General features: G+C 69.9%; 24 protein-coding genes. 10 read left to right on the forward strand and 14 right to left on the reverse strand.

Translation table 11 applies throughout. The features are described 5' to 3' along the window. Nucleotides 1–26 precede the first annotated feature (26 nt). From AC1DSZ_RS16680 to AC1DSZ_RS16700, 5 genes are read left to right on the forward strand one after another with little or no spacing between them, the layout of a single operon-like run. A complete protein-coding gene (locus AC1DSZ_RS16680; protein ID WP_476839474.1) occupies nucleotides 27–917 on the forward strand; it encodes a carbohydrate ABC transporter permease in 891 nt (296 codons plus the stop codon). Beyond that, nucleotides 910–1,761 carry a carbohydrate ABC transporter permease gene (locus AC1DSZ_RS16685; protein ID WP_476839475.1) on the forward strand — a complete coding sequence of 284 codons (852 nt, stop codon included), beginning with the start codon at nucleotides 910–912 and terminating at the stop codon, nucleotides 1,759–1,761. Before AC1DSZ_RS16680 ends, AC1DSZ_RS16685 begins: the two co-directional genes overlap by 8 nt. 38 nt (nucleotides 1,762–1,799) lie before the next feature. Next, the gene (locus AC1DSZ_RS16690; protein WP_476839476.1) at nucleotides 1,800–2,897 is read left to right on the forward strand and encodes a Gfo/Idh/MocA family protein; all 1,098 of its coding nucleotides are present in this window, start codon (nucleotides 1,800–1,802) and stop codon (nucleotides 2,895–2,897) included. Nucleotides 2,898–2,907: 10 nt separating this feature from the next. Beyond that, complete coding sequence (locus AC1DSZ_RS16695; protein WP_476839477.1) at nucleotides 2,908–3,549, forward strand: ThuA domain-containing protein; 642 nt, start codon at nucleotides 2,908–2,910, stop codon at nucleotides 3,547–3,549. 4 nt (nucleotides 3,550–3,553) lie between these two features. Continuing rightward, nucleotides 3,554–4,597, forward strand: a complete 1,044-nt coding sequence (locus tag AC1DSZ_RS16700) for a LacI family DNA-binding transcriptional regulator (RefSeq protein ID WP_476839478.1) — start codon at nucleotides 3,554–3,556, stop codon at nucleotides 4,595–4,597. 338 nt (nucleotides 4,598–4,935) lie between these two features. Here the strand turns inward: AC1DSZ_RS16700 and AC1DSZ_RS16705 are convergent, their stop codons facing one another. Next, nucleotides 4,936–5,460 carry a hypothetical protein gene (locus AC1DSZ_RS16705; protein WP_476839479.1) on the reverse strand — a complete coding sequence of 175 codons (525 nt, stop codon included), beginning with the start codon at nucleotides 5,458–5,460 and terminating at the stop codon, nucleotides 4,936–4,938. An 89-nt stretch (nucleotides 5,461–5,549) separates the two neighbouring features. Beyond that, complete coding sequence (locus AC1DSZ_RS16710; RefSeq protein ID WP_476839480.1) at nucleotides 5,550–6,320, reverse strand: SGNH/GDSL hydrolase family protein; 771 nt, start codon at nucleotides 6,318–6,320, stop codon at nucleotides 5,550–5,552. A 205-nt stretch (nucleotides 6,321–6,525) separates the two neighbouring features. Here AC1DSZ_RS16710 and AC1DSZ_RS16715 point away from each other — a divergent pair, with 205 nt between their 5' ends. After that, complete coding sequence (locus AC1DSZ_RS16715; protein WP_476839481.1) at nucleotides 6,526–7,653, forward strand: OpgC family protein; 1,128 nt, start codon at nucleotides 6,526–6,528, stop codon at nucleotides 7,651–7,653. 74 nt (nucleotides 7,654–7,727) lie between these two features. After that, nucleotides 7,728–8,351 carry a hypothetical protein gene (locus AC1DSZ_RS16720; protein ID WP_476839482.1) on the forward strand — a complete coding sequence of 208 codons (624 nt, stop codon included), beginning with the start codon at nucleotides 7,728–7,730 and terminating at the stop codon, nucleotides 8,349–8,351. A 12-nt stretch (nucleotides 8,352–8,363) separates the two neighbouring features. On the opposite strand, the gene AC1DSZ_RS16725 is transcribed toward AC1DSZ_RS16720, so the two are convergent. Further along, complete coding sequence (locus tag AC1DSZ_RS16725) at nucleotides 8,364–9,215, reverse strand: class I SAM-dependent methyltransferase (RefSeq protein ID WP_476839483.1); 852 nt, start codon at nucleotides 9,213–9,215, stop codon at nucleotides 8,364–8,366. Nucleotides 9,216–9,346: 131 nt separating this feature from the next. Between AC1DSZ_RS16725 and AC1DSZ_RS16730 the strand changes: the two genes are divergently transcribed. Then, nucleotides 9,347–10,750, forward strand: a complete 1,404-nt coding sequence (locus tag AC1DSZ_RS16730) for a LuxR C-terminal-related transcriptional regulator (protein WP_476839484.1) — start codon at nucleotides 9,347–9,349, stop codon at nucleotides 10,748–10,750. 15 nt (nucleotides 10,751–10,765) lie between these two features. Here AC1DSZ_RS16730 and AC1DSZ_RS16735 read toward each other — a convergent pair whose 3' ends face one another. Beyond that, nucleotides 10,766–11,287, reverse strand: a complete 522-nt coding sequence (locus tag AC1DSZ_RS16735) for a DUF427 domain-containing protein (RefSeq protein ID WP_476839485.1) — start codon at nucleotides 11,285–11,287, stop codon at nucleotides 10,766–10,768. Nucleotides 11,288–11,581: 294 nt separating this feature from the next. Between AC1DSZ_RS16735 and AC1DSZ_RS16740 the strand changes: the two genes are divergently transcribed. Both AC1DSZ_RS16740 and AC1DSZ_RS16745 read left to right on the forward strand, forming a co-directional pair. Next, on the forward strand, nucleotides 11,582–12,400 hold the full coding sequence (locus tag AC1DSZ_RS16740; RefSeq protein WP_476839486.1) for a transglutaminase-like domain-containing protein: 819 nt from the start codon (nucleotides 11,582–11,584) through the stop codon (nucleotides 12,398–12,400). Nucleotides 12,401–12,562: 162 nt separating this feature from the next. Continuing rightward, entirely contained in the window at nucleotides 12,563–13,789 is a 1,227-nt protein-coding gene (locus AC1DSZ_RS16745) for a hypothetical protein (protein WP_476839487.1), read from the forward strand. Between the two features lie 87 nt (nucleotides 13,790–13,876). On the opposite strand, the gene AC1DSZ_RS16750 is transcribed toward AC1DSZ_RS16745, so the two are convergent. From AC1DSZ_RS16750 to AC1DSZ_RS16795, 10 genes are all read right to left on the reverse strand, one after another. Next, on the reverse strand, nucleotides 13,877–14,074 hold the full coding sequence (locus AC1DSZ_RS16750; RefSeq protein WP_476839488.1) for a hypothetical protein: 198 nt from the start codon (nucleotides 14,072–14,074) through the stop codon (nucleotides 13,877–13,879). A gap of 87 nt (nucleotides 14,075–14,161) precedes the next feature. Then, complete coding sequence (locus AC1DSZ_RS16755; protein ID WP_476839489.1) at nucleotides 14,162–14,338, reverse strand: hypothetical protein; 177 nt, start codon at nucleotides 14,336–14,338, stop codon at nucleotides 14,162–14,164. Nucleotides 14,339–14,362: 24 nt separating this feature from the next. After that, nucleotides 14,363–15,127, reverse strand: a complete 765-nt coding sequence (locus AC1DSZ_RS16760) for a ZIP family metal transporter (RefSeq protein ID WP_476839490.1) — start codon at nucleotides 15,125–15,127, stop codon at nucleotides 14,363–14,365. Between the two features lie 236 nt (nucleotides 15,128–15,363). Then, nucleotides 15,364–15,963 (reverse strand): sarcosine oxidase subunit gamma, encoded by a 600-nt coding sequence (locus AC1DSZ_RS16765; RefSeq protein ID WP_476839491.1) that lies wholly within the window; start codon nucleotides 15,961–15,963, stop codon nucleotides 15,364–15,366. Further along, nucleotides 15,956–18,937, reverse strand: coding sequence for a sarcosine oxidase subunit alpha family protein (locus tag AC1DSZ_RS16770; RefSeq protein ID WP_476839492.1), 2,982 nt, complete (start codon nucleotides 18,935–18,937; stop codon nucleotides 15,956–15,958). The genes AC1DSZ_RS16765 and AC1DSZ_RS16770 overlap by 8 nt, the downstream gene beginning before the upstream one ends. Beyond that, nucleotides 18,934–19,197 (reverse strand): sarcosine oxidase subunit delta, encoded by a 264-nt coding sequence (locus tag AC1DSZ_RS16775; RefSeq protein WP_476839493.1) that lies wholly within the window; start codon nucleotides 19,195–19,197, stop codon nucleotides 18,934–18,936. The genes AC1DSZ_RS16770 and AC1DSZ_RS16775 overlap by 4 nt, the downstream gene beginning before the upstream one ends. A 19-nt stretch (nucleotides 19,198–19,216) precedes the next feature. Further along, on the reverse strand, nucleotides 19,217–20,467 hold the full coding sequence (locus AC1DSZ_RS16780) for a sarcosine oxidase subunit beta family protein (protein ID WP_476839494.1): 1,251 nt from the start codon (nucleotides 20,465–20,467) through the stop codon (nucleotides 19,217–19,219). Between the two features lie 114 nt (nucleotides 20,468–20,581). Then, the gene (locus tag AC1DSZ_RS16785) at nucleotides 20,582–21,937 is read right to left on the reverse strand and encodes an MFS transporter (protein ID WP_476839495.1); all 1,356 of its coding nucleotides are present in this window, start codon (nucleotides 21,935–21,937) and stop codon (nucleotides 20,582–20,584) included. 13 nt (nucleotides 21,938–21,950) lie between these two features. Further along, a complete protein-coding gene (locus tag AC1DSZ_RS16790) occupies nucleotides 21,951–22,784 on the reverse strand; it encodes an ABC transporter permease (RefSeq protein WP_188519685.1) in 834 nt (277 codons plus the stop codon). A gap of 59 nt (nucleotides 22,785–22,843) precedes the next feature. Beyond that, a complete protein-coding gene (locus AC1DSZ_RS16795; RefSeq protein WP_476839496.1) occupies nucleotides 22,844–23,785 on the reverse strand; it encodes an ABC transporter permease in 942 nt (313 codons plus the stop codon). Between the last annotated feature and the right edge of the window lie 2 nt (nucleotides 23,786–23,787).

The raw sequence follows: 23,787 nt of genomic DNA on the forward strand, positions 1-23,787 counted from the left end.
CACGACAACTGCCAGGGACCAAACCCATGCTCGCCACCGCGGCGCGCCGTTCCATGCGGTCCGGCAAGCTCACCGCCATCGCGCTGTTCCTCCCTCCGGCGCTGCTGCTGTTCACGATCTTCGTGGTGCTGCCGATCGCCGAGGCGGCCTGGTACAGCGGCTACAACTGGAACGGCTTCGGCAGCCCGAAGAACTGGGTCGGCTGGGACAACTACCGCTTCGTGTTCGAGACGCGCGCCTTCGGGCTCGCGTTGCGCAACAACCTGCTGATCATCGCCGTGTCGCTGATCATCCAGCTGCCGCTCGCGCTCACGCTGGCGCTGCTGCTGGCGGAGAAATTTCGCGGCGCGGTGGCGCTGCGCATGCTGTTCTTCATGCCCTACATCCTGGCCGAGATCGCCACGGGCCTGATCTTCAGCTTCGTCTATGACGGCGACTACGGCTTGCTGGCCGCCATCTACCGCCAGTTCGGGGCCGAGGCGCCGCATCTGCTGGCGAGCCCGCAGACCTCCATGCTGGCCGTGCTGATCGTGGTGGTGTGGAAGTATTTCGGCTTCCACATGATGCTGTTCATCGCCGCCCTCCAGGGCATGGACCGCAACCTCATCGAGGCCGCGCGCATCGACGGCGCCACGCGCTGGCAAACCGTGCGGCTGATCATCATCCCGCTGCTCTATCCCACCATCCGCCTCTCGGCCTTTTTCGCCGTGGTGGGCTCGCTGCAGCTCTTCGATCTCGTGATGCCGCTGACGCGCGGCGGCCCGGCCGACTCGTCGCAGACGCTGGTGAGCTTTCTCTACAGCTTCGGAGTGATGCGCATGCGGGTGGGCTTCGGCAGCGCGGTGGGCGTCATTCTCTTCGTGATCTGCGTCACCTTCGCGTTCACGTACAAGCGTTGGTTCATGCGCGATGAATAGCTCCTCGCCGGTCGTCGGAAAGGGTTTCGATCCCGCCGCGCTCTACAAGGGCCTGTTCCTGGCCGTCGTGGTGGTTTTCGTCGCCACGCCGCTGGTCGCCACGCTGCTCGGCGGCTTCAAGTCGCTCGGCGAGTTGCGCACCAACCCGTTCGGCCTGCCGCAGGTGTGGGAGTGGGAGAACTACGCCGGCATTCTGCGCTCGCCGCGCTACTGGATCCTGCTGCGCAACTCGCTGGTGATCTCCAGCCTCACGGTGGTGCTCACCCTGATCGTCGCCTCCATGGCGGCCTTCGTGTTCGCGCATATCCGCTTCTTCGGAAGCGCCATGCTGCTGAACTACATCACGCTCGGGCTGCTGTTTCCCGCCGCCACCGCGATCCTGCCGCTGTTCATCAAGGTGCGGGATCTCGGCCTGCTCGACAGCTATTTCGGCGTCGTGCTGCCGCAGGTCGCCTTCGCGCTGGCGATGAGCATCCTGCTGCTGCGGCGCTTTTTCCGCGACCTGCCGGTGGAGCTGCTGGAGGCCGCGCTCGTGGATGGCTGCAGCTACATCAACTACTTCCGCTACGTCACGCTGCCGCTGTCCCGGCCCATCCTGGCCACCGTCGGCACCATCGCGTTTGTGAATTCCTGGAACGCCTACCTGGTGCCGCTCGTAATGCTGAACAGCGACGAGCGCTATCCCTGGCCGCTCGGCATCATGATCTACCAGGGCGAATACTCGTCCGAGTGGCACCTGATCCTGGCCTTCATCACCCTCACGATCCTGCCCACCATCCTGCTGTTCCTGCTCGCCCAAAAGCACATCGTCGCCGGTCTCACGGCCGGCGCGGTGAAGGGCTGAGCGGGCGCCGCGATACGAGAAACCAACCGGAGCGACCCATGAGCAAGACCGGGATCGGCGTCATCGGCTGTGGCAACATCAGCCAGAAATACATGACCGCCATGCAGCAATTCCCCAATATCGAGCTGCGCGCCGTGGCCGACATGCGCCAGTCCGTGGCGGATGTCCGCGGCCGCGAGTTCAATGTGCCCGCGATGCGGGTCGACCAGCTCCTGAAGCGCGACGACGTCGAGATCGTCGTGAACCTCACGGTGCCGCTGGCCCACACGGACGTCAGCCTCGCGGTGCTGAACGCCGGCAAGCACGTGCACTCGGAAAAGCCGCTCGGCGTGAACGTCGCCGAAGCCCGCAAGGTCATGGACCTCGCGGCGCAAAAGAACCTGCGCGTCGGCTGCGCGCCCGACACCTTTTTGGGCGGCGGCCACCAGACGGCCCGCAAGCTCATCGACGACGGCGCCATCGGGACGCCGGTGGCGGGCTCGGCCTTCTTCATGTGCCCCGGCCATGAGCGCTGGCACCCGGCGCCGGGCTTCTACTACCTGCGCGGCGGCGGCCCGATGCTCGACATGGGGCCCTACTACATCACCGACCTGATCCAGCTGCTCGGCCCCATCGCGTCCGTGATGGGCTCGGTGTCGACGCCCCGCAAGGAGCGGCTCGTCACCAGCGAGCCCATGAATGGCGAGATGATCCCCGTGGAGGTCGCCACCCACGTGGCCGGCACGCTGGAGTTCGCCTCGGGCGCGCTCGTCACCATCGCGATGAGCTTCGACGTGCCCAAGCACCGGCACACGCCCATCGAGATCTACGGCACAAAGGGCAGCATCCTGGTGCCCGACCCCAACCGCTTCGGCGGCGAGGTCATGGTCGCCAAGCTCGGCGGCGACTTCGAGGCCATGCCGACCACGCACGGCAATGCGGAAGGCGAATACCGCTCCATCGGCGTCGCCGACATGGCGGCCGCCATCCAGAACAACCGCCCCCACCGCGCCAGCGGCGCGCTCGCCTTGCACGCGCTGGAAGCCATGGAGGCGTTTCAGACCTCGTCCGACGAGGGACGGCGCGTGAAGCTCGAAACCACCGTGGAGCGCCCGGCCATGCTGCCGCCGGGCCTGCCCACCGGCCAGCTCGACTGAGGACATGACCATGCGGACTGCAATGATCGTCTGGGGCGGATGGGCCGGGCATGATCCCGACCTCTGCGCCTCCATGATCCGGGGCTGGCTGAAGCGCGAAGGCTTCGATGTGCGGGTCGAGACCAAGACCGACGTCTTTCTCGACCCGGCCATCAAGGACTACTCGCTGATCGTCCCGATCTACACGATGGCGAAGATCGAGAAGCCCGAGGCGGCCGCGCTGTGCGAGGCCGTGAAGGGTGGCGTTGGGCTCGCCGGCCACCATGGCGGCATGGGCGACGCCTTCCGGGACGCCGTGGATTATCAGTTCATGTGCGGCGGCCAGTGGGTCGCGCATCCGGGCAACATCATCGACTACAAGGTCGACGTGACCCGGCCGGACGATCCCATCATGGCCGGCATCGAGAGCTTCGAGCACCGCTCGGAGCAATATTACATGCATGTCGACCCGGCGAACGAAGTGCTGGCGACCACCACCTTCACGGGCGAGCATGCGCCCTGGATCGACGGCGTCGTGATGCCGGTGGTCTGGAAGAAGCGCTTCGGCCAGGGCCGCGTGTTCTATTCAGCGCTCGGCCACCGGGCCTATGAACTTGACGTGCCGGAGATTCGCACGCTCATGACGCGCGGTTTCCTGTGGGCCGCACGCTGACGCCATGACCGAACACCGCCTTCTCCGTCGATCGACCCTCGAAGACGTCGCCCGCGAGGCCGGCGTCTCGCTGGCGACGGCCGACCGGGTGGTGCATCGGCGCGACGGCGTGCGTGAGAAGACGATCCGCCGCGTCGAGGCCGCGATCGCCAAGCTGGGCTACCGGCCCAACGCGGCGGCCGCGAGCCTGTCGCGCAACAAGACCTGGCGTTTCGCGTTCATGCTGCCGGCCAATTCCAACGCCTTCATCGCCAACCTAGCCGAGCAGGTGGAGCGCACCTCGGATTGGCTGACCCAGCAGAACGGCTTCATCGACGTGATGCGGGTCGACGTGTTCGATCCCGTCACGCTCGCCAGGGCGCTGTGGGACCTGCCGGCCGTCTACGAGGGCGTCGCCGTGGTGGCGCTAGACGACGCCCGGGTGCGGGCCGCCATGGACGACCTCGTGGCGCGCGGCGTCCACGTCGTCACGCTGGTGTCGGATGCGCCGGGATCGCGCCGGGCGAACTATGTGGGGATCGACAACCCCGCCGCCGGACGCACCGCCGGCTCGCTAATGGGAAGATTCCTGCGCGGTCAGAAGGGCTCCGTCGGCATCATCACCGGCTCGCTCTCACTGCGCGACCATGCCGAGCGGCACTTCGGCTTCCGGCAGGTGCTCTCGGCCGAATACCCGGACCTCGTCGGCCTGGCGCCCACCGAAGGGCGCGACGACAGCGCCCGCAACCACGAGATCGCCCGCGCCATGCTGGCGCAACATCCGGACCTCGTCGGAATCTACAACGCCGGCGCGGGCAACGAGGGCATCGCGGCGGCGCTGCGGGAAGCTGGCGCGGGCCGCAACATCGTCTGGATCGCGCACGAGCTCACGGCCGACACCCGCCGGCTGCTGCTGGAGGGCACGATCGCGGCCATCATCAACCAGGATCCCGGCCACGAGGCCCGCTCGGCCGCCCGCATCCTGCTGGCCCTGTGCACCGGGCAACTGATCTATCCCGACCAGGAACGCATCCGGATCGAGATCTTCCTCCGGGACAATTTGAACTGACGTTTTGCCGTTTTTCGGAACGCGCCTGAATTCAACAACACCTCATCCTGAGGAGCGTCGCCTCTTGGCGATGCGTCTCGAAGGACGAGGGACTCCAGAGCGCCCGACCGTGCGGCCTGCTGGATCCCTCGTCCTTCGAGACGCAGGCCCAAGCGGGCCTGCTCCTCAGGATGAGGGATGTTGGAGGTTTGGCCCTGCGCTTTTCCCTCCCTGCGCTGTCATTGCGAGCCCGAAGGCGAAGCAATCCAGCCTAAAAGGCTGGCGTTAGGCTGGATTGCTTCGCTGCGCTCGCAATGACGGGGACGATGGCCCCAACCGATGGGCGTTCGGAGGCTCGGCTATACCGCCGGCGCCGTTGGAGCCGCGCCCGGCCCGGCCAGCGCGGCTGAAATCTCCGCCATGGTGGCCTTTTCGGCGTCGCTCACCTTCACGCCGCCAAAGCCCAGGAAACCGCCTTCGTTGCCGGCTTCCGCCGCCTTCTGGGCGACGTGGTTCAGCCAGGCCTTGAACGCGGGCGCGTCCTCCGGGGCCTTGGCGTCGAGGATCTGGGCGACCGAGCGGATCTCCTGAAGCGCCCTGTTCTTGTAGTCGGCCATTTGCGCGCCCTTGAACTGCGCCTGCAGCCAGTCGCGCGCCGCCGTCCGCGTGTCGGAATTCGCGATGTCGTCCGCCACCGCCTTCACGAGCGGGTTGGCGTTGGCGTCCTGCTTGGCTTCCAGCAGCGCCCAGCCGCCGGACATGGCCTCCTTCAGGAGCCCCCAAAGCCCGCTCGGCTCGGCCGCCGTGATTGCGAGGCCGGTCAGCATCGGGCTGGCGACGACGCGGGCCCATTCCTCAGGTGTGAAGCTTGCCTTGCTGGCCATGACGTCCTCCCTCGAACCCGCCTCAATGGCCCGATCGCGGCATGGTTCCACGCGGGCCGGTCACGGGCGACGCGGAGGGAAGCGACGCCTTAGTGGACCGTCTGAGCCGGCTGGGCGCTGGCCATCGGGCCGGCGGTCGTCGCGGCGTCCGCGATCACGCCCGCCAGCTTCTGCGCCAGGCAGGCGTAGCCGGCGTCGTTCATGTGGAAGCGATCAGGCGCAAGGGCGGCGTCGAGGCGCTCCTCGCCGCCGGCGTCCACCCAGGCCTGCATCATGTCGTGGCGATGAAACACAGGCACGCGCGCGGCGGCGGCCTCTTCGCGCACGGCGGCCACGAAGGCGCGGTAGCGGCGGCCGTCCTTGATGGCGGGGAAATATTGTTGGTCGATGATCATCAGCCCGAGCCCGGCGCTGCGCACGGTCGCGATGCCGTCGCGCAGCATGTCGCGGAACGGGGCGACGTCGCCGCCCGCGAGGGCGTCGTTGGTGCCGACCTGCCAGAGCACGAGATCGTAGCCGCCATCGGCCACGGCCGACCGAAGCCGCGCCAGCGTGGCGTCGGCCTTCTCGCCGCCGATACCGGCGTTCACGACCGTGACAGGCGCGCCCGGGATGCGGCGCGCGAGCTCGGCCTGGAGCTGCGCTGGATAGCTGAACTGCGGCGACGTCGCGCCGACGCCCTCCGTCGAGGAGGAGCCGATGGCCAGCACGCGCAGGGGGGAGCCGGCGGCGCGATCGGCCTGCACGCGGGAGAGCCGCAACGGATCGGAGAAGTTCTGCGCGCCGCAGGGAATCGACCCGGCCTCGGCCGCTCCGCAGAGCGCCAGGCACATCAGAACCACCGTCGTCGCGAGCTTCAAAACTGCGCCCCCAGCCGTTTAACCGAGTGTGACTTAAACACACGGACCTGAACGCCTGCTGAACAAAGCGCCGGGCCTTAGGGAATCGGTAACCACCCTATGACGAGGAATTGATCGCACGGGCCGCAAGCCCGACGCAATTTTCACGCACTCATACGTTGAGCCGCGTCGCCCCCTCGAACGGCCCGCCCGGACAGGCACGAAGATGCAGAGCCCCGACCGTTTCCTCGCCATCGACGCCCTGCGCGGCTTCGCGCTGGTGACGATCTTCATCAACCACGTGCCGGGGACGATCTTCGAGCGGTTGACGCACAAGAATTTCGGGCTTTCGGATTCCGCCGAGGTGTTCGTGCTGCTGGCCGGCGTGGGCGCCGCGCTGGCCTATCTGCGCCCGTTCCGGGCCGGCGACGCTGCGCGCCAGATGTTCCGGATGGTGGTGCGGGCCGTGCAGATCTACGCCGCGCATCTCGTGGTGCTGGTGGTCTGCGGCGCGATCGTGGCGGCGGCGGCGCTCTCCTACCATGACCCGCGCATCCTCGAGGCCATGAACTTCGAGACCGTGGCGTCCGCCCCGATCGAGAGCCTGCTCGGCATCGCCACCTTGGGTCTGCAACCGTCCTACCTCAACATCCTGCCGCTCTACGTGGTGCTGCTGCTGATGGCCCCGGCCCTGATCGCCCTGGTGGCGCACAGGCCGCGCCTCGCTCTGCTGTTCTCGGCGGGCGTCTATTTGGCGGCCCAGTTCGGCGCGGTTCCGCCGAGCTACCCGCAGGAGAACGCCTGGTTCTTCAACCCCTTCGCGTGGCAATTGCTGTTCGTGATCGGCCTGTGCGCCGGCGCGGCGCTGGTCGAGCGCCGGCCCATCCGCCGCCCCGCCTGGGTGCTGCCGCTCTGCGTGGCCTATCTGGCCGCCGGCCTAGCCTGGAAGCAGCTGGAGTTTTATCCGGAAGGCGTGCCCGGCCTGCCGCGCTTCCTGTGGGACGACGACAAGCACCTCCTCTCGGTCCCGCGCCTCGTGCATGTGCTCGCGCTGGCCTGGGTGGTGACCGCCCTGCCGCTGGAGCGCTGGCTGCGCCAGGCCCCTGCGCTGGCCCCCCTCGGATGGATGGGCCGCAATTCTTTGGTTGTTTTCTCGATCGGCACTATCCTGGCCATCGGCGGGCAGGTCCTGCGCATCATCGGCGCCGGCGACCCCAGCCTCGACGTGGCGATCATCGGCCTGGGCCTCGCGCTGCAGGTTGGTTTGGCATGGGCTCTGGAATGGAACCGTTCGGGTCTGAAGCCGCAACGCGAGCGCGCGGAAGCCGGCGCGCCGGTCTCGGCGCAGCGCTAGCCGCCGCGGCGCTCGCCGCCGCGTTGCTGCTCGGCGGCGCTTCCGCGCGGGCCGAGGTTTCGCCCCGGTGCCGCGTGCCGGACGTCTACCTGTCCATGGCGGCCGACCTGAAGCGCACCGAGCGCCTGATCGACCGCGCCACGCCGGTGCGCGTCATGGTGCTGGGCCCCGAGATCGGCGGCGCGGCCATGCCGGAACGCCGCCGCGCCCGCCTGCATCAGGAACTGGCGCGCCGGTTGCCGGCCACGAACTTCGAGTTCGTTGACGACAGCGCCCCCTCCGGCCTCGTGGAGGACGACTTCAACGCCATCCGGTCGGCCGCCGCCCGGGTGGAGCCCGACCTCGTGATCTGGCAGGTCGGCGGCGCCGACGCGCTCGCGTCCACGGACGCCGAGGAATTCGGCAAGCGCCTCGCCGACGCCGCCAAGTGGATGAAGGAGCGCAACATCGACCTGATCCTGGTCGATCCGCCCTTCGTGCCCCGCGTGCGCCACGAGCAGCTCTACTGGCGCATCGTCGGCAAGATCCGCGAAGTGACGGACCGCGCCCGCCTCAACCTGTTCCAGCGCTACGCGGCCATGCAGTTCCTCGATTTCGAGCGCCAGAAGCTCAAGGAAGAGCCCAGCGACGCCAATTCCCGCCGGGTCTGCATGGCCGAACTCGTCGCCGAAGCCATCGCCAAGGCGGCGACGCGCTAGGGCGGCCACCGCTCAGGCGCGCCGGATCACCACTTCGAGATACTCGGACTCCACCACCACCGTGCCGTCCGTGGCGCGGTTGAACGTCCCGATCAGCGCCATGATGTCGGCCGCCAGCGCCTCCTGGCCGGCCGCGTCCAGCGCCCCGAAGGCCTTCAGCACCGGCCCGTACCAGGTGCGGAACACCTCCAGCCAATGGGCCGGCGAGCGGTAGCGGAACGCAAAGGTCCGGGGCGTGGCCCGGATCTCGGCCGCGCCGGCGCCGAACTGCTCTTCCAGCCACGCGACCCGGCCCCAGTTCACCGGCGGGCGCGACCCGGGCGGCGGCGCGACGCGCTTGCCGACCGTCGAGAACAGGCGCCCGATGAACCCGTCGGGCGTCCAGTTGGCCATGCCGATCCGCCCGCCGGGGCGAACGACGCGCAGGAGCTCCGCGGCCGCGGCGGCGTGGTCGGCCGTGAACATCACCCCGAAGGTGGACAGGACGACATCGAACGAGGCGTCGTCGAACGGCAGCGCCTCGGCGTCGGCGGTCTCGACGCGCAGCGCAAGCCCATCCGCAGCCGCGCGGGCCTGGGCGCGTTGGAGCAGGGCCGGCACGTAGTCGGTCGCGGTCACGTCCGCGAAGCGGCGCGCCGCCGCCAGCGAGGCGTTGCCGTTGCCGGCCGCCACGTCCAGCACGCGCTCGCCGGCGCGCAGGTCCACGGCTTCGCAGAGCGTCTCGCCGACGATCTGCAGGGTGGTTCCGACGATCGCGTAATCGCCCGAAGCCCAGGTCGCCTGCTGCCGCGCCTTCAAGGCCGAAAGGTCAACCGGCGGAGCCGCGGGGGTCATCGCCGGAGTGGGAGCTGTGAGCGTCGACATGAAGACCTCCTGTGGTGAAAGCCTCCCAAGCGTGCCTTTCGCCACAGCGCGGCGCCATCGGGCCGGTGCAGTATTCTGCATCCTGCAATTGATGTAGTTTGGGCCTGCAACGACGGTCGGAACGGAGAGCGATGGACGCGCTGAGCCGACGTGAGGCTGAAATCGCCCGCGCCTATGCGGACGGGGCGAGCCATCGAGCGATCGGCGAGAAGCTGTTCATCGCGCCCTCGACGGTGCGGACCCACGTTGCGACGATCTACCAGAAGCTGGGCGTTTCCTCGAAGCTCGAGCTCGCCCGGGCGCTTGGCTCACTGGGCGGAGCCGCCCCGGCGGACGCGCCGGCAGCCGCCGGCGAGCACCGGCGCGCACTCGCGATCATGCCCTTCCGGGCGCAGCAGCCGGCCGAGCGCACGGTGGCGGCCGGCCTCGTGCAGGACGTGATCACGCGCATCTCCAAGCTGCGCTGCATCCACGTCATCGCGCGCGGGACATGCTTCGCCCTGGACGAACGAGGCGTGCGCGGCCGCGAGGCCGCCGAACTGCTGGGGGTTGACTACCTCGCGTCCGGCGAACTCACGCGGGTGGGAGGCGCGCTGCGGGTGTCGGTGGAGCTCAGCGACTGCTCGCGCGACGAGGCGATCTGGGCCGAAAGCTTCGAATTCCCGGCCGACGAGACGCTGCTCGCGCTGGAGCGGATCGGCGACAGCATCGTCGGCGCCGTCACGGCCGGCATCGAGATGGCCGAGCGCAACCGGGCGCTGCTGAAGAGCCCCCAGTCGCTCGACGCGTGGGAGAGCTTCCACCGCGGCGTCTGGCACATGTTCCGCTTCACGGCGGCGCACAATGCCCGCGCGCAGGAGCTGTTTCGCCGATCGGTGACGCTCGACCCCACCTTCGCGCGCGCCCATGCGGGCCTCTCCTTCACGCATTTCCAGAACGCGTTCCTGCTGCGGCCCGAGCACCGCGAGGACGAGGTCGCCCGCGCGCTGGAAGCCGCCGGCGAAAGCATCATCGCGGACAACCGCGATCCCACCGCGCATTGGGCCCTTGGCCGGGCGCTCTGGCTGAAAGGCGAGAACGGCGAGGCCGCGGCTGCGCTCGACGCCTCCGTCGAGCTCAGCCCCAACTTCGCCATGGGGCACTACTCGCTCGCCTTCGTGAACAGCCAGTCCGGGAACCCCGAGGACGCGATCCGGTCAGCCGACCAATCGCACCGGCTCAGCCCGTTCGACCCGCTGCTGTTCGGCTTCCTGGGCGCACGCGCAATGGCGCTGTTTCGCCTCGGCGACTACGGGCAGGCCGCCGACGCGGCGCTGCGGGCCGCGGCCAGGCCGAACGCCCATGTGCACATCCAGGCGATCGCGGCGCTGTGCCTCGCGGGGGCCGGACGCCTCGAGGAAGGCCGCCGCAAGGTGGCGGACATCCGGGCCGTGTCACCCTCCTATGGGTGCGACGATTTCCTGGTCGCGTTCCGCTTCCCGCCGGCCGACGGCGTCGCGTTCAGCCGCGCCGCGGCCCGCATCGCGTTCACGTGACGCGCCGGCGTCCCGTCACCACCCCTGCGTGCCTGGCCCGCCCTTGAACGGCCCGACCACGTCGTCCGTGATCCAGCCGCCATAGAAGCCGCCCTCCTGAGGCCGCACGGGGGCTCCGTCAATCGTGCAGCTGTCCATGCGGCCGGGATACACCGCGATGAACCCCGCGATGGGCGCGAAGCCGGGCGTGGGCCGCGGATAGCACCAGGCGGCCGAGCGCGCCACCGCGCCGGCTCGCCCCTCCCCGGCAGGAACCACGATGTCGAAATAGCTCGCCGGGCCCTTCCACTCGCACACGCTGCCGACGCCCGGCAGCGAGACCAGCCAGTCCATCCGCACGTCCTCGGGCGGCAGGTACCAGGTGGGCGGATGGCTCGTTTCCAGCGCCCGCCAGGCCCGCCGCGTATCGGCCAGCACGCCGCCGCCGAAGCGCACCACGACGTGCCGGTCGGACGGGCGCAGAATTGCGGGCCTTGGATAGTCCCAGACCGACTCCTGGCCGGGGCCGGGCGGCAAGGGTTGGGGACGTAACGCCATGGCGTGCTCCGTGATGAACCGGCTTGGCCGCCGCCCTGCGTGCAACGATCAGGCAGCAGCCACGTTCGCAGTATGAGCCAGATGGGCCGGAAGGCCCGCTGTTCATTCCGTCGCAGGCCTGCGCGTCAACGTCGCGATCCGGTTACCGGGCGGGCGTTCTGGCGCGCGCTTGTGCAAGGTGAACGGTCTTTGTTCGGCCTTTCGACGCAATCGACATGGCGTTGCCTGTCATTACCCGCGAGGATGGACGCCGACGCAAAGTCTGGCGCCCCGCCCCCGCCCGAGGAGTTCACCATGCGCCTGCACGTTGGCTGTGACCTGGGATACGAGTTCGTGCAGCCGACGCCGCTGATCGCGATGCTGAACGTGCACGCGTCGCGGGTTTCGGATCTCGAGCAGCCCGACCTCCTGATCACCGATCCGCCCGTTCCCGTGGAGGGCTACCGCGACACGTTCGGCAATTGGTGCAACCGCATGGTTGCGCCCGCCGGGGCGTTCAAGCTCAGCATCCGGGGGATCATCCGGGACGACGGGCAGTGGGACGAGGTTTCACCGGACGCCCAGCAAGCCGAGGTGCAGCTGCTGCCGCATGACGCGTTGCTGTTTCTGCTCGGCAGCCGCTACTGCGAGACGGACGTGATGTCCGGCGTCGCGTGGGAGTTGTTCGGCCAGACCCAGCCGGGCTGGACCCGCGTCAAGGCGATCGTGGACTATGTGCACAACCACCTCACCTTCAGCTATCCGCAGTCGCGCCCGACGCGCACGGCCGCGGAGGCCTATCGCGAGCAGATCGGCGTGTGCCGCGACTTCGCTCACCTCGCGATCACGTTCTGCCGCAGCCTCAACATCCCGGCGCGCTACTGCACGGGTTACATCAGCGATGTCGGCCTGCCGCCGCCACATGCGCCGCAGGATTTCGCCGCCTGGATGGAAGTCTATCTCGACGGCCGCTGGCACGTGTTCGACCCGCGCAATAACGACCCGCGCATCGGCCGTATTCTGGTCGCCTATGGCCGTGACGCCGCGGACGTGCCCATGACGATGACGTTCGGGCCGAACATCCTGACCTCGTTCGAAGTCATCACCGAAGAGCTTGCGCCGTTACCGGCCTAGTAGAACCGCCGACAGCGGCTTTGCCGTCGCGGTCCGATCTTTCCTCACCCCCGAACACCGCTCTCTGTTTCACAATGGGACAGAAAGCGCGCGCCTGAACTTTGCAACCTCCGATTGTAACGCGAGCGACCAGTGTCGCTCCGGGACATTCGGAGCCCAAAGATGCGCGCACTCACACCGATCGGCCTCTTCATCGTGGCGCTTGGCGCGTCCGCGACCACGGCCTCTGCCGACACCTGCGATCCTTTCTCGAGCGGCTTCGTCCAGCTGTGCCAGCTCTATGAGCTGAACACCGGCACGCTCGCCAATGCCGGCCCGATCTCCTTCGGCTCGTCCCCTGCGCGAAGCGGCATCCGCAGCGGCGGCGCCGGCCAGGGCTCCGTCAGCAAGGCAGCAGCGCGGTCGGGCGGCGCGGGAGCCGCCGCGGGCGTCGGCGGCTCTGAGGGCGGCACAGGCGGCGCGGGCGCAGGAGCGGGAGTCGGCGCTGGAACGGGCGCAGGGGCAGGAGCAGGTGCGGGCGCCGGAACTGGCGCAGGAGCCGGCGACGGCGGCACGGGCCCGGCGGCCGGCGGCGGCAAGGGCAAGAACGGCCTCGGTCACCAGGGCGGCCCTGGCCAGAAGGGTGGCGGCAAGGATGGCCCCGGCAACGGCAACGGCAATGGCCCGAACGCCGGCAACGGCGGCGGCAACACCAACGGCTCGGGACCCGGCACGGGAGCGAGCGGCTCGGATAACGGCCAGGGTGCGGGCCAGGGCGGCTCCGGCAAAGGCAAGGGCGGCGACGGCCAGAAGGGTGGCGGCAAGGACGGCCCGGGCAATGGCAACGGCAACAGCCCGAACGCCGGCAATGGCGGCGGCAACACCAACGGCTCCGGCCCGGGCACGGGCAACAATGGCTCCAACAACGGCAAGGGTTCGGGCCAGGGAAGCTCGGGTCAAGGGAACTCGGGTCAAGGCGGCGCCGGCGGCAAGGGCGGTGATTCAGGCGGCGGCTCGGGCGCAGGCGGCGCGGGCGGCTCCGGCGGACAGGGCGCATCGGGCGGGGCCGGCAATGCGGGCGGCTCCGGAAACGCGGGCGGACAAGGCGCATCGGGCGGCGCTGGCGCATCCGGCGGTACCGGCAGCGCCGGCGGCGGCTCCGGCCAGGGCGGCGCCGGCGGCAAGGGCTCGGCTGGCGCGGGCGGCTCCGGCTCGTCGGGCGGCGGCTCGGGCGGTGCGGGTGGCGGATCCGGCGGCGCAGGTGGATCTGGCGGAGCGGGCGGAGCCGGTGGCAATTCCGGTGGTGCGGGCGGAGCCGGTGGCGGCTCAGGCGGCGCTGGCGGCAACTCGGGCGCCGGCGGCAATTCGGGCGCTGGCGGCTCGGGCGGCGCCGGCGGCTCCAAGAAGTAACGCTTAGCCGACCTCTGGCGGTCGCCGCTTACCGCGGCGGCCGTTCATGCGTGCGGCAGCCAAGAGGCTGCCGCGATCTCGTCGCTTTCAGGCCAGCCGGGATTCAGCCTGCGGCGAAGCCCGCCACGCCGCCACCAGGAGCCGAGCGGCCGCAGCCGCGGCCGTCGCCGCATTGGCGCCGATGAAAACGCCGAGCGCGATCCAGCCGGCGCCGCCCGCCATCATGGCGAGCACGGCCCCCAGCACAGCGCCCAGAAATGCAAATCCAGCCAGACCGATCGCCATCGCACCCTCGTGTTCCGACGAACACGCTAGGACGCAAAGGTAAACGGCGTGTTGAGCAGGCCCCTCGCATGCGAGCGACCGGGGCGCTCAGTAGCCGACGACGCGCAGGCAAATCCACGTGATCGCGAACGCGACCACGAAGGACAGCACGGCCCCGCCGATGGCGCGCGGGCTGCGCAACCCGGCCGCCCTGCCCGGCCCTGCGAACACGAACCAGAACGCCACGATGAGCCCGATGATGGCGGCGATGTCGTTGCGCGGCATGAAAGCCCCTCCGGTTGCGGCGGCTCAGCCGCCGAGTTTCGTCAGAATAAACGCGAGGAGAAACCCCGCGACGGTGATCAGGCCCGAAAATTCGTGGGTCGACTCGAAGGCTTCCGGGATCATGGTGTCGGCCAGCATGGCCAGGATCGCGCCGGCCGCGACCGCCGTGGTGGCCGCGATGATCTCCGGATTGGCCCCTTCCAGCGCCACGTTGCCGAGCATCGCCGCGATGCCGGACACGACCGCGATGCCTCCCCAGACGCCGAACACATAACCCGCGCCCCGCCCCGCCCGCCGCATGCCGGCCGCGCTGGAGAGACCCTCCGGCACGTTGGACAGAAACACCGCCGCCACCGTGACGAGGCTGACGCCCTTGCCGGCAAGCAGGCCGACGCCGATCACCACCGATTCAGGGATACCGTCCAGCAACGCCCCGACCGCGATGGCGAGACCCGACGAGCCGGAGTCAGCCTGGCTTTCGTCCGGGTTGTGCCCCGACCGCTTGCGATGCTTCGCGCCCCGCCGCGTGATGTAGATGTTGGCCGCCGTGTAGATCGCCGCGCCGCCCAGGAAGCCGAGCGATGTCGAGTCGAACCCGCCTAGCCGGTAGGCCTCGTCCATCAGGTCGAACGCGACGGCCGAGATCAGCACGCCGGACCCGATCGCCATCACGGACGCGATGGCCCGCTGCGACAACGACGTAAACCACGCGATCGCCGCGCCCAGGACCAGCGCCGATCCGCCGACGAGCCCCCAGAACCCGGCTTGAAGCCACAACGGCATGTGCATGCATCGACCTCTGCCGCCCGTTCACGAACGAAGGTTCGGGCGAGCGGTTCCGTCGTGGCGCACTGTCCTTGGGCTCCGCGTGGATGGCCCGGACGAGCCCGGCCATGACGGAGAGAGCGCGAAGGAGGTCATCCCCTCTCGTCATTGCGAGCGCAGCGAAGCAATCCAGTCTAAAAACCGGGCGCTAGACTGGATTGCTTCGCCTCCGGCTCGCAATGACGGCGAGGCAGGTTGCCTCAGCCCCGAACGTCGCAGCCGAACTCGGCCGCCGAGGCCGCCAGCCACGACCAGAAGCTGCCCGCCATGCTGCGCGGCGCGAGCAGCGTGAATGTCTCGCCCTCGCGCCAGATCATGACGTTGATGTGCGAAACCGCCGTGAGCGCGACCGCGCCGTCCTGGAAGGCGGAGGGATGAAGGTCCAGCATGACGCCCTTGGCGAGCATGCGCCGCACGTTCGGGCCGCTGACCCGCAGGGCCGCCCAGCCGTCGCTCTGGTCCGATACCGCCGCCAGCGCGCCGAGCCCGTCGCAGGCGGATGCGAGATCCGCGTGCGCGTCGGTGATCAGCATCCAGCGGTCGGGGCCGGCCCACGCCAGCGCGCGGCTGGCGGAGCGCCGGATCAGCGGCGTCGCCGGCGGCGCGATCCCGAGCCGGTCGCGAAGGGCGGCGGCCAGAGCCGGCCCGCCGCCATCGGCGACGATCAGCGTCGCGATCCCGAGCCCGTCCAGGAGCTCCACCACGACGCCGGTGCGGTTCTCCGCGCCAATGCGGCCGGCTCGCGCTGCGTCGGCCCAGGCGCTGCGCCGGGTCCAACCCGCCATTGCGGTCTCAACCATGGAGGCGCGCCCCTTCCGGATCAATGAACACGGGACTGCAGACCTCCACTTCGATGTCGCCGTTCCGCACGGGATCCACGGCCCGCACGCGCCCGCCGATCCGCTTCTGCCCGTCGGCCAGCAGGCCGAGCCCGATCCAGCATCCGAGGTTTGGCGAGAAGGCCACCGAGGTCATGTGGCCAAGGTCGTTCGCCATGGTGGCGGCGGCGTCGACCGCGACGAAATGCGCCCCGGCCCGCAGCCGCTGCGCCGGATCGACAGGCCTCAGCCCGACCAGGATTGGCCGCTCGGGCGCGACCAGCGCCTCGCGGCCGGCCATCACGCGGCCGATATAGTCCTTCTTGGATGACATCATGCGCCCGAGACCGAGGTCGCGCGCGGTGGTCTGGCCGTTGAGCTCACCGCCGGCCGCGTGGCCCTTCTCGATGCGCATCACCGCCATGGCCTCGAGCCCGTAGGGCGTGACGCCGAACGGCCGGCCGGCCTCGGTCAGCGCGGTCGCGAGCGCGTGGCCGTAGCCGGCCGGGACCGCGATCTCGTAGGCGAGCTCGCCCGAGAAGGAGATGCGGAACAGCCGCGCCGGCACGCCGCCGCCCACCGTGATGGCGCGGGCGGCCAGATAGGGCGTCGCCTCGTTCGAGAGATCGTGCCCGGCATCCACCACGGCCCGCAGCAGGTCGCGCGAGCGTGGCCCCGCGACGGCCATCTGGGCCCATTGCTCGGACACCGAAACCAGCCGCAAATCGAGCTCGGGCCACAGCACCTCGTGGCAGAATTCGAGATGCTGCATCACCGCGCCCGCGTTGGCGGTGGTGGTGGTGAGCAGATAGTGGCTCTCGCCCAGCCGCGACGTGGTGCCGTCGTCCATGACGAAGCCGTCCTCCCGCAGCATCACGCCATAGCGCGCCTTGCCGACGGGCAGCGACTTCCAATGGTTGATGTAGACGCGCTCCAGGAATTCGGCCGCGTCCGCGCCCTGCACGTCGATCTTGCCCAGCGTGGAGACGTCGCAGATGCCGACGCCGCCGCGCACGGCCAGCACCTCGCGGTTCACGGTTTCGAGCCAGTCCGCCTCGCCGGGACGCGGGTAGTATTGCGCCCGCATCCACAACCCGCTCTCGACGAACACCGCGCCCTGCTCGCGCGACCATTCATGCGTGGGGCTGAGCCGCAGCGGCCGGAAATCCTTGCCGCGGTGGTGGCCGGCCAGCGCGCCGATCGCGATCGGGGTGAAGGGCGGGCGGAAGATTGTGGTCCCGGTTTCCGGGATGGTCCGCCCGGTCTGCTCGGCCAGCAGCGCGAGGCCAGGCAGGTTGGAGGTCTTGCCCTGGTCGGTCGCCATGCCGAGCGTGGTGTAGCGCTTCAGGTGCTCCACCGAGCGGTAGCCCTCGCGGGCCGAGAGCTCGATGTCGGAATCCGTGACGTCGTTCTGGAAATCCACGAAAGCCTTGCCCCTGCCGCCCGGCACGCGCCAGAGCGGGGCGGAACCGGGCGCCTCGGGATCGGCATCCAGAGCCTGAGCGACCGGTGCGGCGAACCCGCAGGCGGAGGCCGCCTCAGCGCCGAGCCGCGCGCCTTCGGCGAGGATGTCGGCAAGCGCGAACACGCCCGCCGCCGCGCCCGCGACGCTCATGCCGGGTGGCAGCTTGTCGGGCACGAAGGCGTCGATCGCCGGATTCCAGGCCGGCTTGTTGTTCTGGTGCGAGGTGAGATGCAGCGTCGGGTTCCAGCCATTGGACACGGCCAGGAGATCGCACGCGACGGCCTGCTCGCGCCCTTGCGCGTCCCGGAGCGTCACGGCGCTCAAGGCGCGTCCGCCAGATGCGGCGCTCACCACGGAGCCCGAATGCAGCGTGGCCCCGATCTCCCGCGCCAGCGCGGCGAGCGCCGGATCGGGCTCCGGCCGCGGGTCGACCAGCGCGGACACGCGGGCGCCGGCGGCAGCGAGGTCGCGGCCGGTGGACCAGGCCTCGCCGGCGGTGGCGAACACCACGGCGTCACGCCCCGGCAGCGCCGCGAAGCGGTTCACATAAGTGCGAACCGAGCCGGCCAGCATCACGCCGGGCGTGTCGTTGCCGGCGAACACCACCGGCCGCTCGATGGAGCCGGCCGCCAGCACGCTGCGTCTGGCGACGATGCGCCAGGCCCGCTGCCGCGGCTGGTGCGGCGGCGGAACCGGCAAGTGGTCGGCCACGCGCTCCACCGCCCCGAACGTGCCGCCATCGAAGGCGCCGTACACGGTGGTGCGCCGCATGATGGTGACGTCGGGCAGGCTCTCGAGCTCCGCCACCGCGTCGCGCAGCCACTCGCCCGCAGGCCGCCCGTCGATCTCGCGCCGGTCCGACAGCAGCCGCCCGCCCAATTCAAAATCCTGCTCGCACAGGACCACGCGCGCGCCGGACCGGCCCGCCGCCAACGCGGCCGCCAGACCGGCCGGGCCGGCGCCGATCACCAGCACGTCGCAAAACGCGTGCGCCTTCTCGTAATGGTCGGGGTCGGGCGCCCCGGCGGCGCGGCCGAGGCCCGCGGCGCGGCGGATCAGCGGCTCGTAGAGCTTCTCCCAGAAGGCCGCCGGCCACATGAAGGTCTTGTAGTAGAAACCCGCGCTAAACAGCGGGCCCGCAAGGCCATTCACGGCCAGGAGGTCGAAGGCGAGCGACGGCCAGCGGTTCTGGCTGCGCGCCTCCAGCCCGTCGAAAAGCTCGGCCGTGGTGGCGCGCGTGTTGGGCTCGCGGCGTGCGCCCGTGCGCAGCTCGACGATGCCGTTGGGCTCCTCCGGCCCCGCCGACAGGAAGCCGCGCGGGCGATGGTACTTGAACGAGCGCCCGACGAGGCGCACGCCGTTGGCCAGCAGCGCCGACGCGAGCGTGTCGCCCGCATGGCCGGCATAGTCCCGGCCGTCGAAGCGGAACCGCAGCGTCCGGCTCCGGTCGATCAGGCCGCCCTGCGGCGCCCGGTTCGGCTGCTCGATCATGCGGCCGCTCCCCGCCGGGCGGGCCGGACGTCCGAGATCGCATGGGTGCGCGTTTCGCGCGTCACCACCAGCCAGGCGTGGCAGCCGGCGCTGTGGCGCCAGTATTCACGGTGCGGCCCGGCCGGATTGTCCCGCAGGTAGACGTAATCGAACATCGCCTCGGCGGGCGCGTCGGCGGCGGGACGGCGCACGGTGGCGTCTCCCAGATAGGTGAACTCCCCCGAGTCACGGTCCCCGCAGTGCGGACAGGCGATTCTCATGGACGCGGCCCCTGCCCGTTCAGTGAAGGTTCGGCTGCGCGCCGGCGCCCGATTCATCGATCAGCTGGCCCGTGGCGAAGCGATCGAGCCGCAGCTGCGCGGCGACCTCGTGCGGCTCGTCGCGGGCGATCAGGTGCGCAAAGCAGAAGCCCGACGCCGGCGTCGCCTTGAACCCGCCATAGCACCAGCCGCAATTGAGGTAGAGCCCCTGCACGGGCGTGTGGTCGATGATGGGCGAACCGTCCATGGTCATGTCCATGACGCCGCCCCACTGCCGGAGCGTGCGCAGCCTGCCGAGGCCGGGCCACATCGCCATGCCGGCCTCCATCACGTGCTCCACGGTCGGCAGGTTTCCGCGCTGGGCGTAGGAATTATACATGTCGATGTCGCCGCCGAACACGAGCCCGCCCTTGTCGGACTGGCTGATGTAGAAGTGGCCGACCCCGAACGTGATCACGGTGTCGATCAGCGGCTTCACGCCCTCGGACACGAAGGCCTGCAGAACGTGGCTCTCGATCGGCAGCCTCAACCCCGCCATGGCGGCGACGCGCGAGGAGTTGCCGGCGGCCGCCAGCGCCACCTTCCTGGCCCGGATCGGGCCGCGCGTGGTCTCGACGCCTGTCACCCGGCCGTTCTGCACCGAGATGCCCGTCACCTCGCAATGCTGGATGATGTCGACGCCGCGCCGGTCGGCCGCGCGGGCGTAACCCCACGCCACCGCGTCGTGCCGCACCGTGCCGCCGCGCCGCTGGAGAAGCCCGCCCTGGATGGGGAAGCGCCCATTGTCGAAATCCAGGAACGGCGCCATCGCGCGCACCTGCTCGCGGTCGAGCAGTTCGCCGTCCACGCCGGCGAGCCGCATGGCGTTGCCGCGCCGCGCATAGGCGTCGCGCTGGCCATCCGAGTGGTAGAGGTTCAGCACGCCGCGCTGGCTCACCATGGCGTTGAAGTTGATGTCCTGCTCCAGCCCCTCCCAGAGCTTCAGCGACAGTTCGTAGAACGGCGTGTTGCCGGGCAGCAGGTAGTTGGAGCGGATGATGGTGGTGTTGCGCCCCACATTGCCGGAGCCGACATAGCCCTTCTCGACGACGGCCACATTGGTGATCCCGTGGCGGCTCGCGAGATAATGCGCGGTCGCGAGGCCATGCCCGCCGCCGCCCACGATCACGACGTCGTATTCGGCCTTGGGCGCGGCGTCGCGCCAGGCCGGGCCCCAGCCGCGATTGCCCTTCAGGGCCTGCGCGGCCAGGGAGAAGATCGAATAGCGCATGCGCGAGAAAGGTCCGGGTGCGGAAGCTTCGGGATCAGAGCGCCAAACTAGCACAGCCGCCATGGCCGCCAACGACTAGTGCTTGGCTGGACGCGACGAGCGGTGGATGGCGGCTCAGCGTCCCACGCGCAGCAGGCTGACGAGCCCGCCCGCCAGCGCCAGCGCGGCGCCGATCGCCAGGCCGATGCGCGGCGCGCTCTCGGCCGCCGCCACGGTGAACAGCAGCCCCATGATCACCGCGCCGCTCGTCTGCCCGACGAGGCGCGCGGTGCCCTGCATCCCGCCCGCCGCGCCGGCGCGTTCGCGCGGGGCGGACAGGAGCATGTTGCGGTTGTTGGGCGTCTGGAAGAACCCGAAGCCGAGCCCGCACAGCACCGTGAACGGGATCAGCGCCGCCAATTGGGCATGCAGCGGCCATACCGAGATCAGCAGCAGGCCGAGGCTCAGGGTCGCGCCCCCGATGGCGCACAGCCACGCCGTGGAAACGCGGTTGGACATCCGGGCCGACAGCGGCGCGGCCACCGCGACGGCGAGCGGCCATGGCGTCATGTAGAGGCCGGTCATGAAGGCGTTCTGCCCCAGCCCGTGCTGCAGGTAGAAGGGCAGCGCCACATAGCTCACCATCTGGGCCGTAAAGCAGCAGACGGACGCGATCACCGAGATCCGGAAAGGCCCGCCGCGCAGCAGGTCGAGCGGGATCAGCGGCGCCTCCCGCGGCATCTCGCGGCGGATCAGCACCACGAGGCTCACCGCCGCGAGCGCGATCAGCCCCGCCGCGAGGCCGGGGCGGCTCGTGATCAGGTCGACGCCGATCACGAGCGGCCCGAACACGGCGGCGTTCAGCGCGACGCTGACGAGATCGAGCGAGCGGCCCGTGCCCTTGGTTTCCGGCAAAGCCCGCGAGGCCAGAAGCACCACGATCCCGACCGGTATGTTGACCGCGAAGAGCCAAGGCCAGCTTGCGACCGACAGGATGGCGGCGCCGATGGCAGGCCCGGCGGCCGAGGCCAGCGCGACCACGAGCGCGTTCCAGCCGAGCGCCGAGCCGAGCAGCCGGTGCGGATAGGTGAAGCGCAGCAGCGCCGCCATCAGGGCCATGATGGGCGCGCTGCCGAGCCCCTGGAGAAACCGCGCCGCCACGAGCCAGGGCAGCGACGGCGCGAAGGTGCAGAGCGCCGATGCGGCCGTGAACAGCACCACGCCGGCCACGAACACGACCCGGTAGCCGAGGCTCTCGCCCAGCGCCGCGCAGGGCAGCAGAGCCATCACGAGGGCGAGCTGGTAGCCGCTGACCACCCAGATCGCGTCGGCCGGGCTGACCTGCAGCACGGACGCGATGGTGGGCAGCGCCACATTGGCGATGGCCCCGTCCAGCACGGCGAGCACGATGGCGGCCATCAGGGCGCCGACAGCGTAGATGCGCCGGGGCTGCGGGAGGCCGTCCGTTTCCGCGGCGGGGGAAGCGTTCATGCGGCGCGCCTGCTCACCGCGAACGCGGATCGAGCGCGTCCCGCAGGCCGTCGCCGAGCAGGTTGAACGACAGAACGGTGGCGAAGATGGCGATGCCGGGCCACAGCGCCATCCAGGGCGCGTTACCGAGAAAGCGCTGGGCGCTGTTCAGCATCGAGCCCCAGGACGGCGCAGGAGGCTGCAGGCCGAGCCCGAGGAAGCTCATGCTGGCCTCCGCGATGATCGCGGACGCGATGGTGAGCGTCGCCTGCACCATCAGTTGCGGCAGGATGTTGGGCAGGATGTGCCGCACCGCGATGCGCCATTGCGGGTTGCCGACCGCGCTGGCGGCCTCGATGTAGTCCTCGGCCTTGATGGACAGCACCTGGCCGCGCGTCAGCCGGATGAACAGCGGCGTCGCCGTGATGCCGATCGCCAGCATGGCGTTGAAGAGGCTCGGCCCGAAGAAGGCCGCGAACGCGATGGCGAGGATCAGAAACGGGCAGGCCAGCATGGCGTCCGTGAAGCGGCTGATCAGCCCGTCCACGAGGCCGCCCAGGAAGCCGGCCGCGAGCCCGAGCGGAACGCCGATCGCCATCGCGATGCCGACCGACGTCAGGCCGGCCATCAGCGACGCGCGTGCGCCCCAGATGATGCGCGACAGCAGATCCCTCCCCGCCTCGTCGGTGCCCAGCCAGTGCGCGGCCGACGGCGCCTTGCGCACCGCCGTCCAGCTCTGCGCGATGGGATCATAGGGCGCGAGCAGCGGCGCGAACGCCGCCACGAACACCACCAGGAGCACCACCGCGAGGCCGACCAGCGCGCTCTTGCGTCGGGCGAGCCGACGCCAGAGCCGGCTCTGGAACAGCCCGGTCCGGGCGGCGGGTGCGGCGGCCGGCGTCGCGAGGGTTTGCGAAGTCCCCACCGTCAGCTCCTCAGACGCGGGTTGACGAGGATGTAGCCGATGTCGGCCAGGAGGTTCAGGGTGATGTAGAACAGCGACGTGACCAGCACCACGCCCTGCACCACCGGGTAGTCGCGGGTGAACACCGCGTCCACGATCAGCTTGCCGAAACCCGGGATCGTGAAAATCTGCTCGGTCAGCACCGCGCCGGACAGCAGCGCGCCGAACTCCAGCGCGCCCAGCGTGATGATCGGCGTTAGCGCGTTGCGCATGGCGTGCTTGAACACCACCACCCACTCGCTCAGGCCCTTGGCGCGGGCCGTGCGCACATAGTCGCTCTCCAGCGCCTGCAGCATGGCGCTGCGAGTGTGGCGCATGATGACGCCCGCGATGGCGGTGCCGAGCACAAAGGCCGGCATCACCGTGGTGGCGAGGTTCATCCGCCAGTCCTCCCACGGGCTGACGAAGCCCGAGGCCGGAAGCCAGTTGAGATGCACCGAGAAGAACAGGATCAGCATGATCCCAAGCCAGAAGTTCGGCACCGAGATGCCTGCCAGCGACACGATATTGGCCGCGTAGTCGACGGGCGTGTTCTGCCGCAACGCCGAGATCACGCCGCCCGCGATGCCGAGCACCAGCGCGACGATGATGCCCATCACGGCGAGCTGCAGCGTCACCGGCAGCTTGAGCAGAATGAGGGCGAGAACCGGCCGGTTGTGGCGCATGGACTCGCCGAGATCGCCGGTGAGCACGCCTTTCACCCAGTACAGGTACTGCACCACGATGGGCTGATCGAGGTGGTACTGCGACCGGATGGCCGCCAGCGTCGCCTCGTCGGGGTTCTCGCCCGCCAGCACGAGCGCCGGGTCGCCCGGCAGCATGTGCTGCAGCGAGAAGATGATCAGCGACAGGATCACGATGGTGGGGACCAGCTGCAGCAGCCGGCGCAGGAGAAGGGAGCCCATCC

The sequence above is a fragment of the Alsobacter sp. P4_H11 genome (assembly GCF_056400925.1).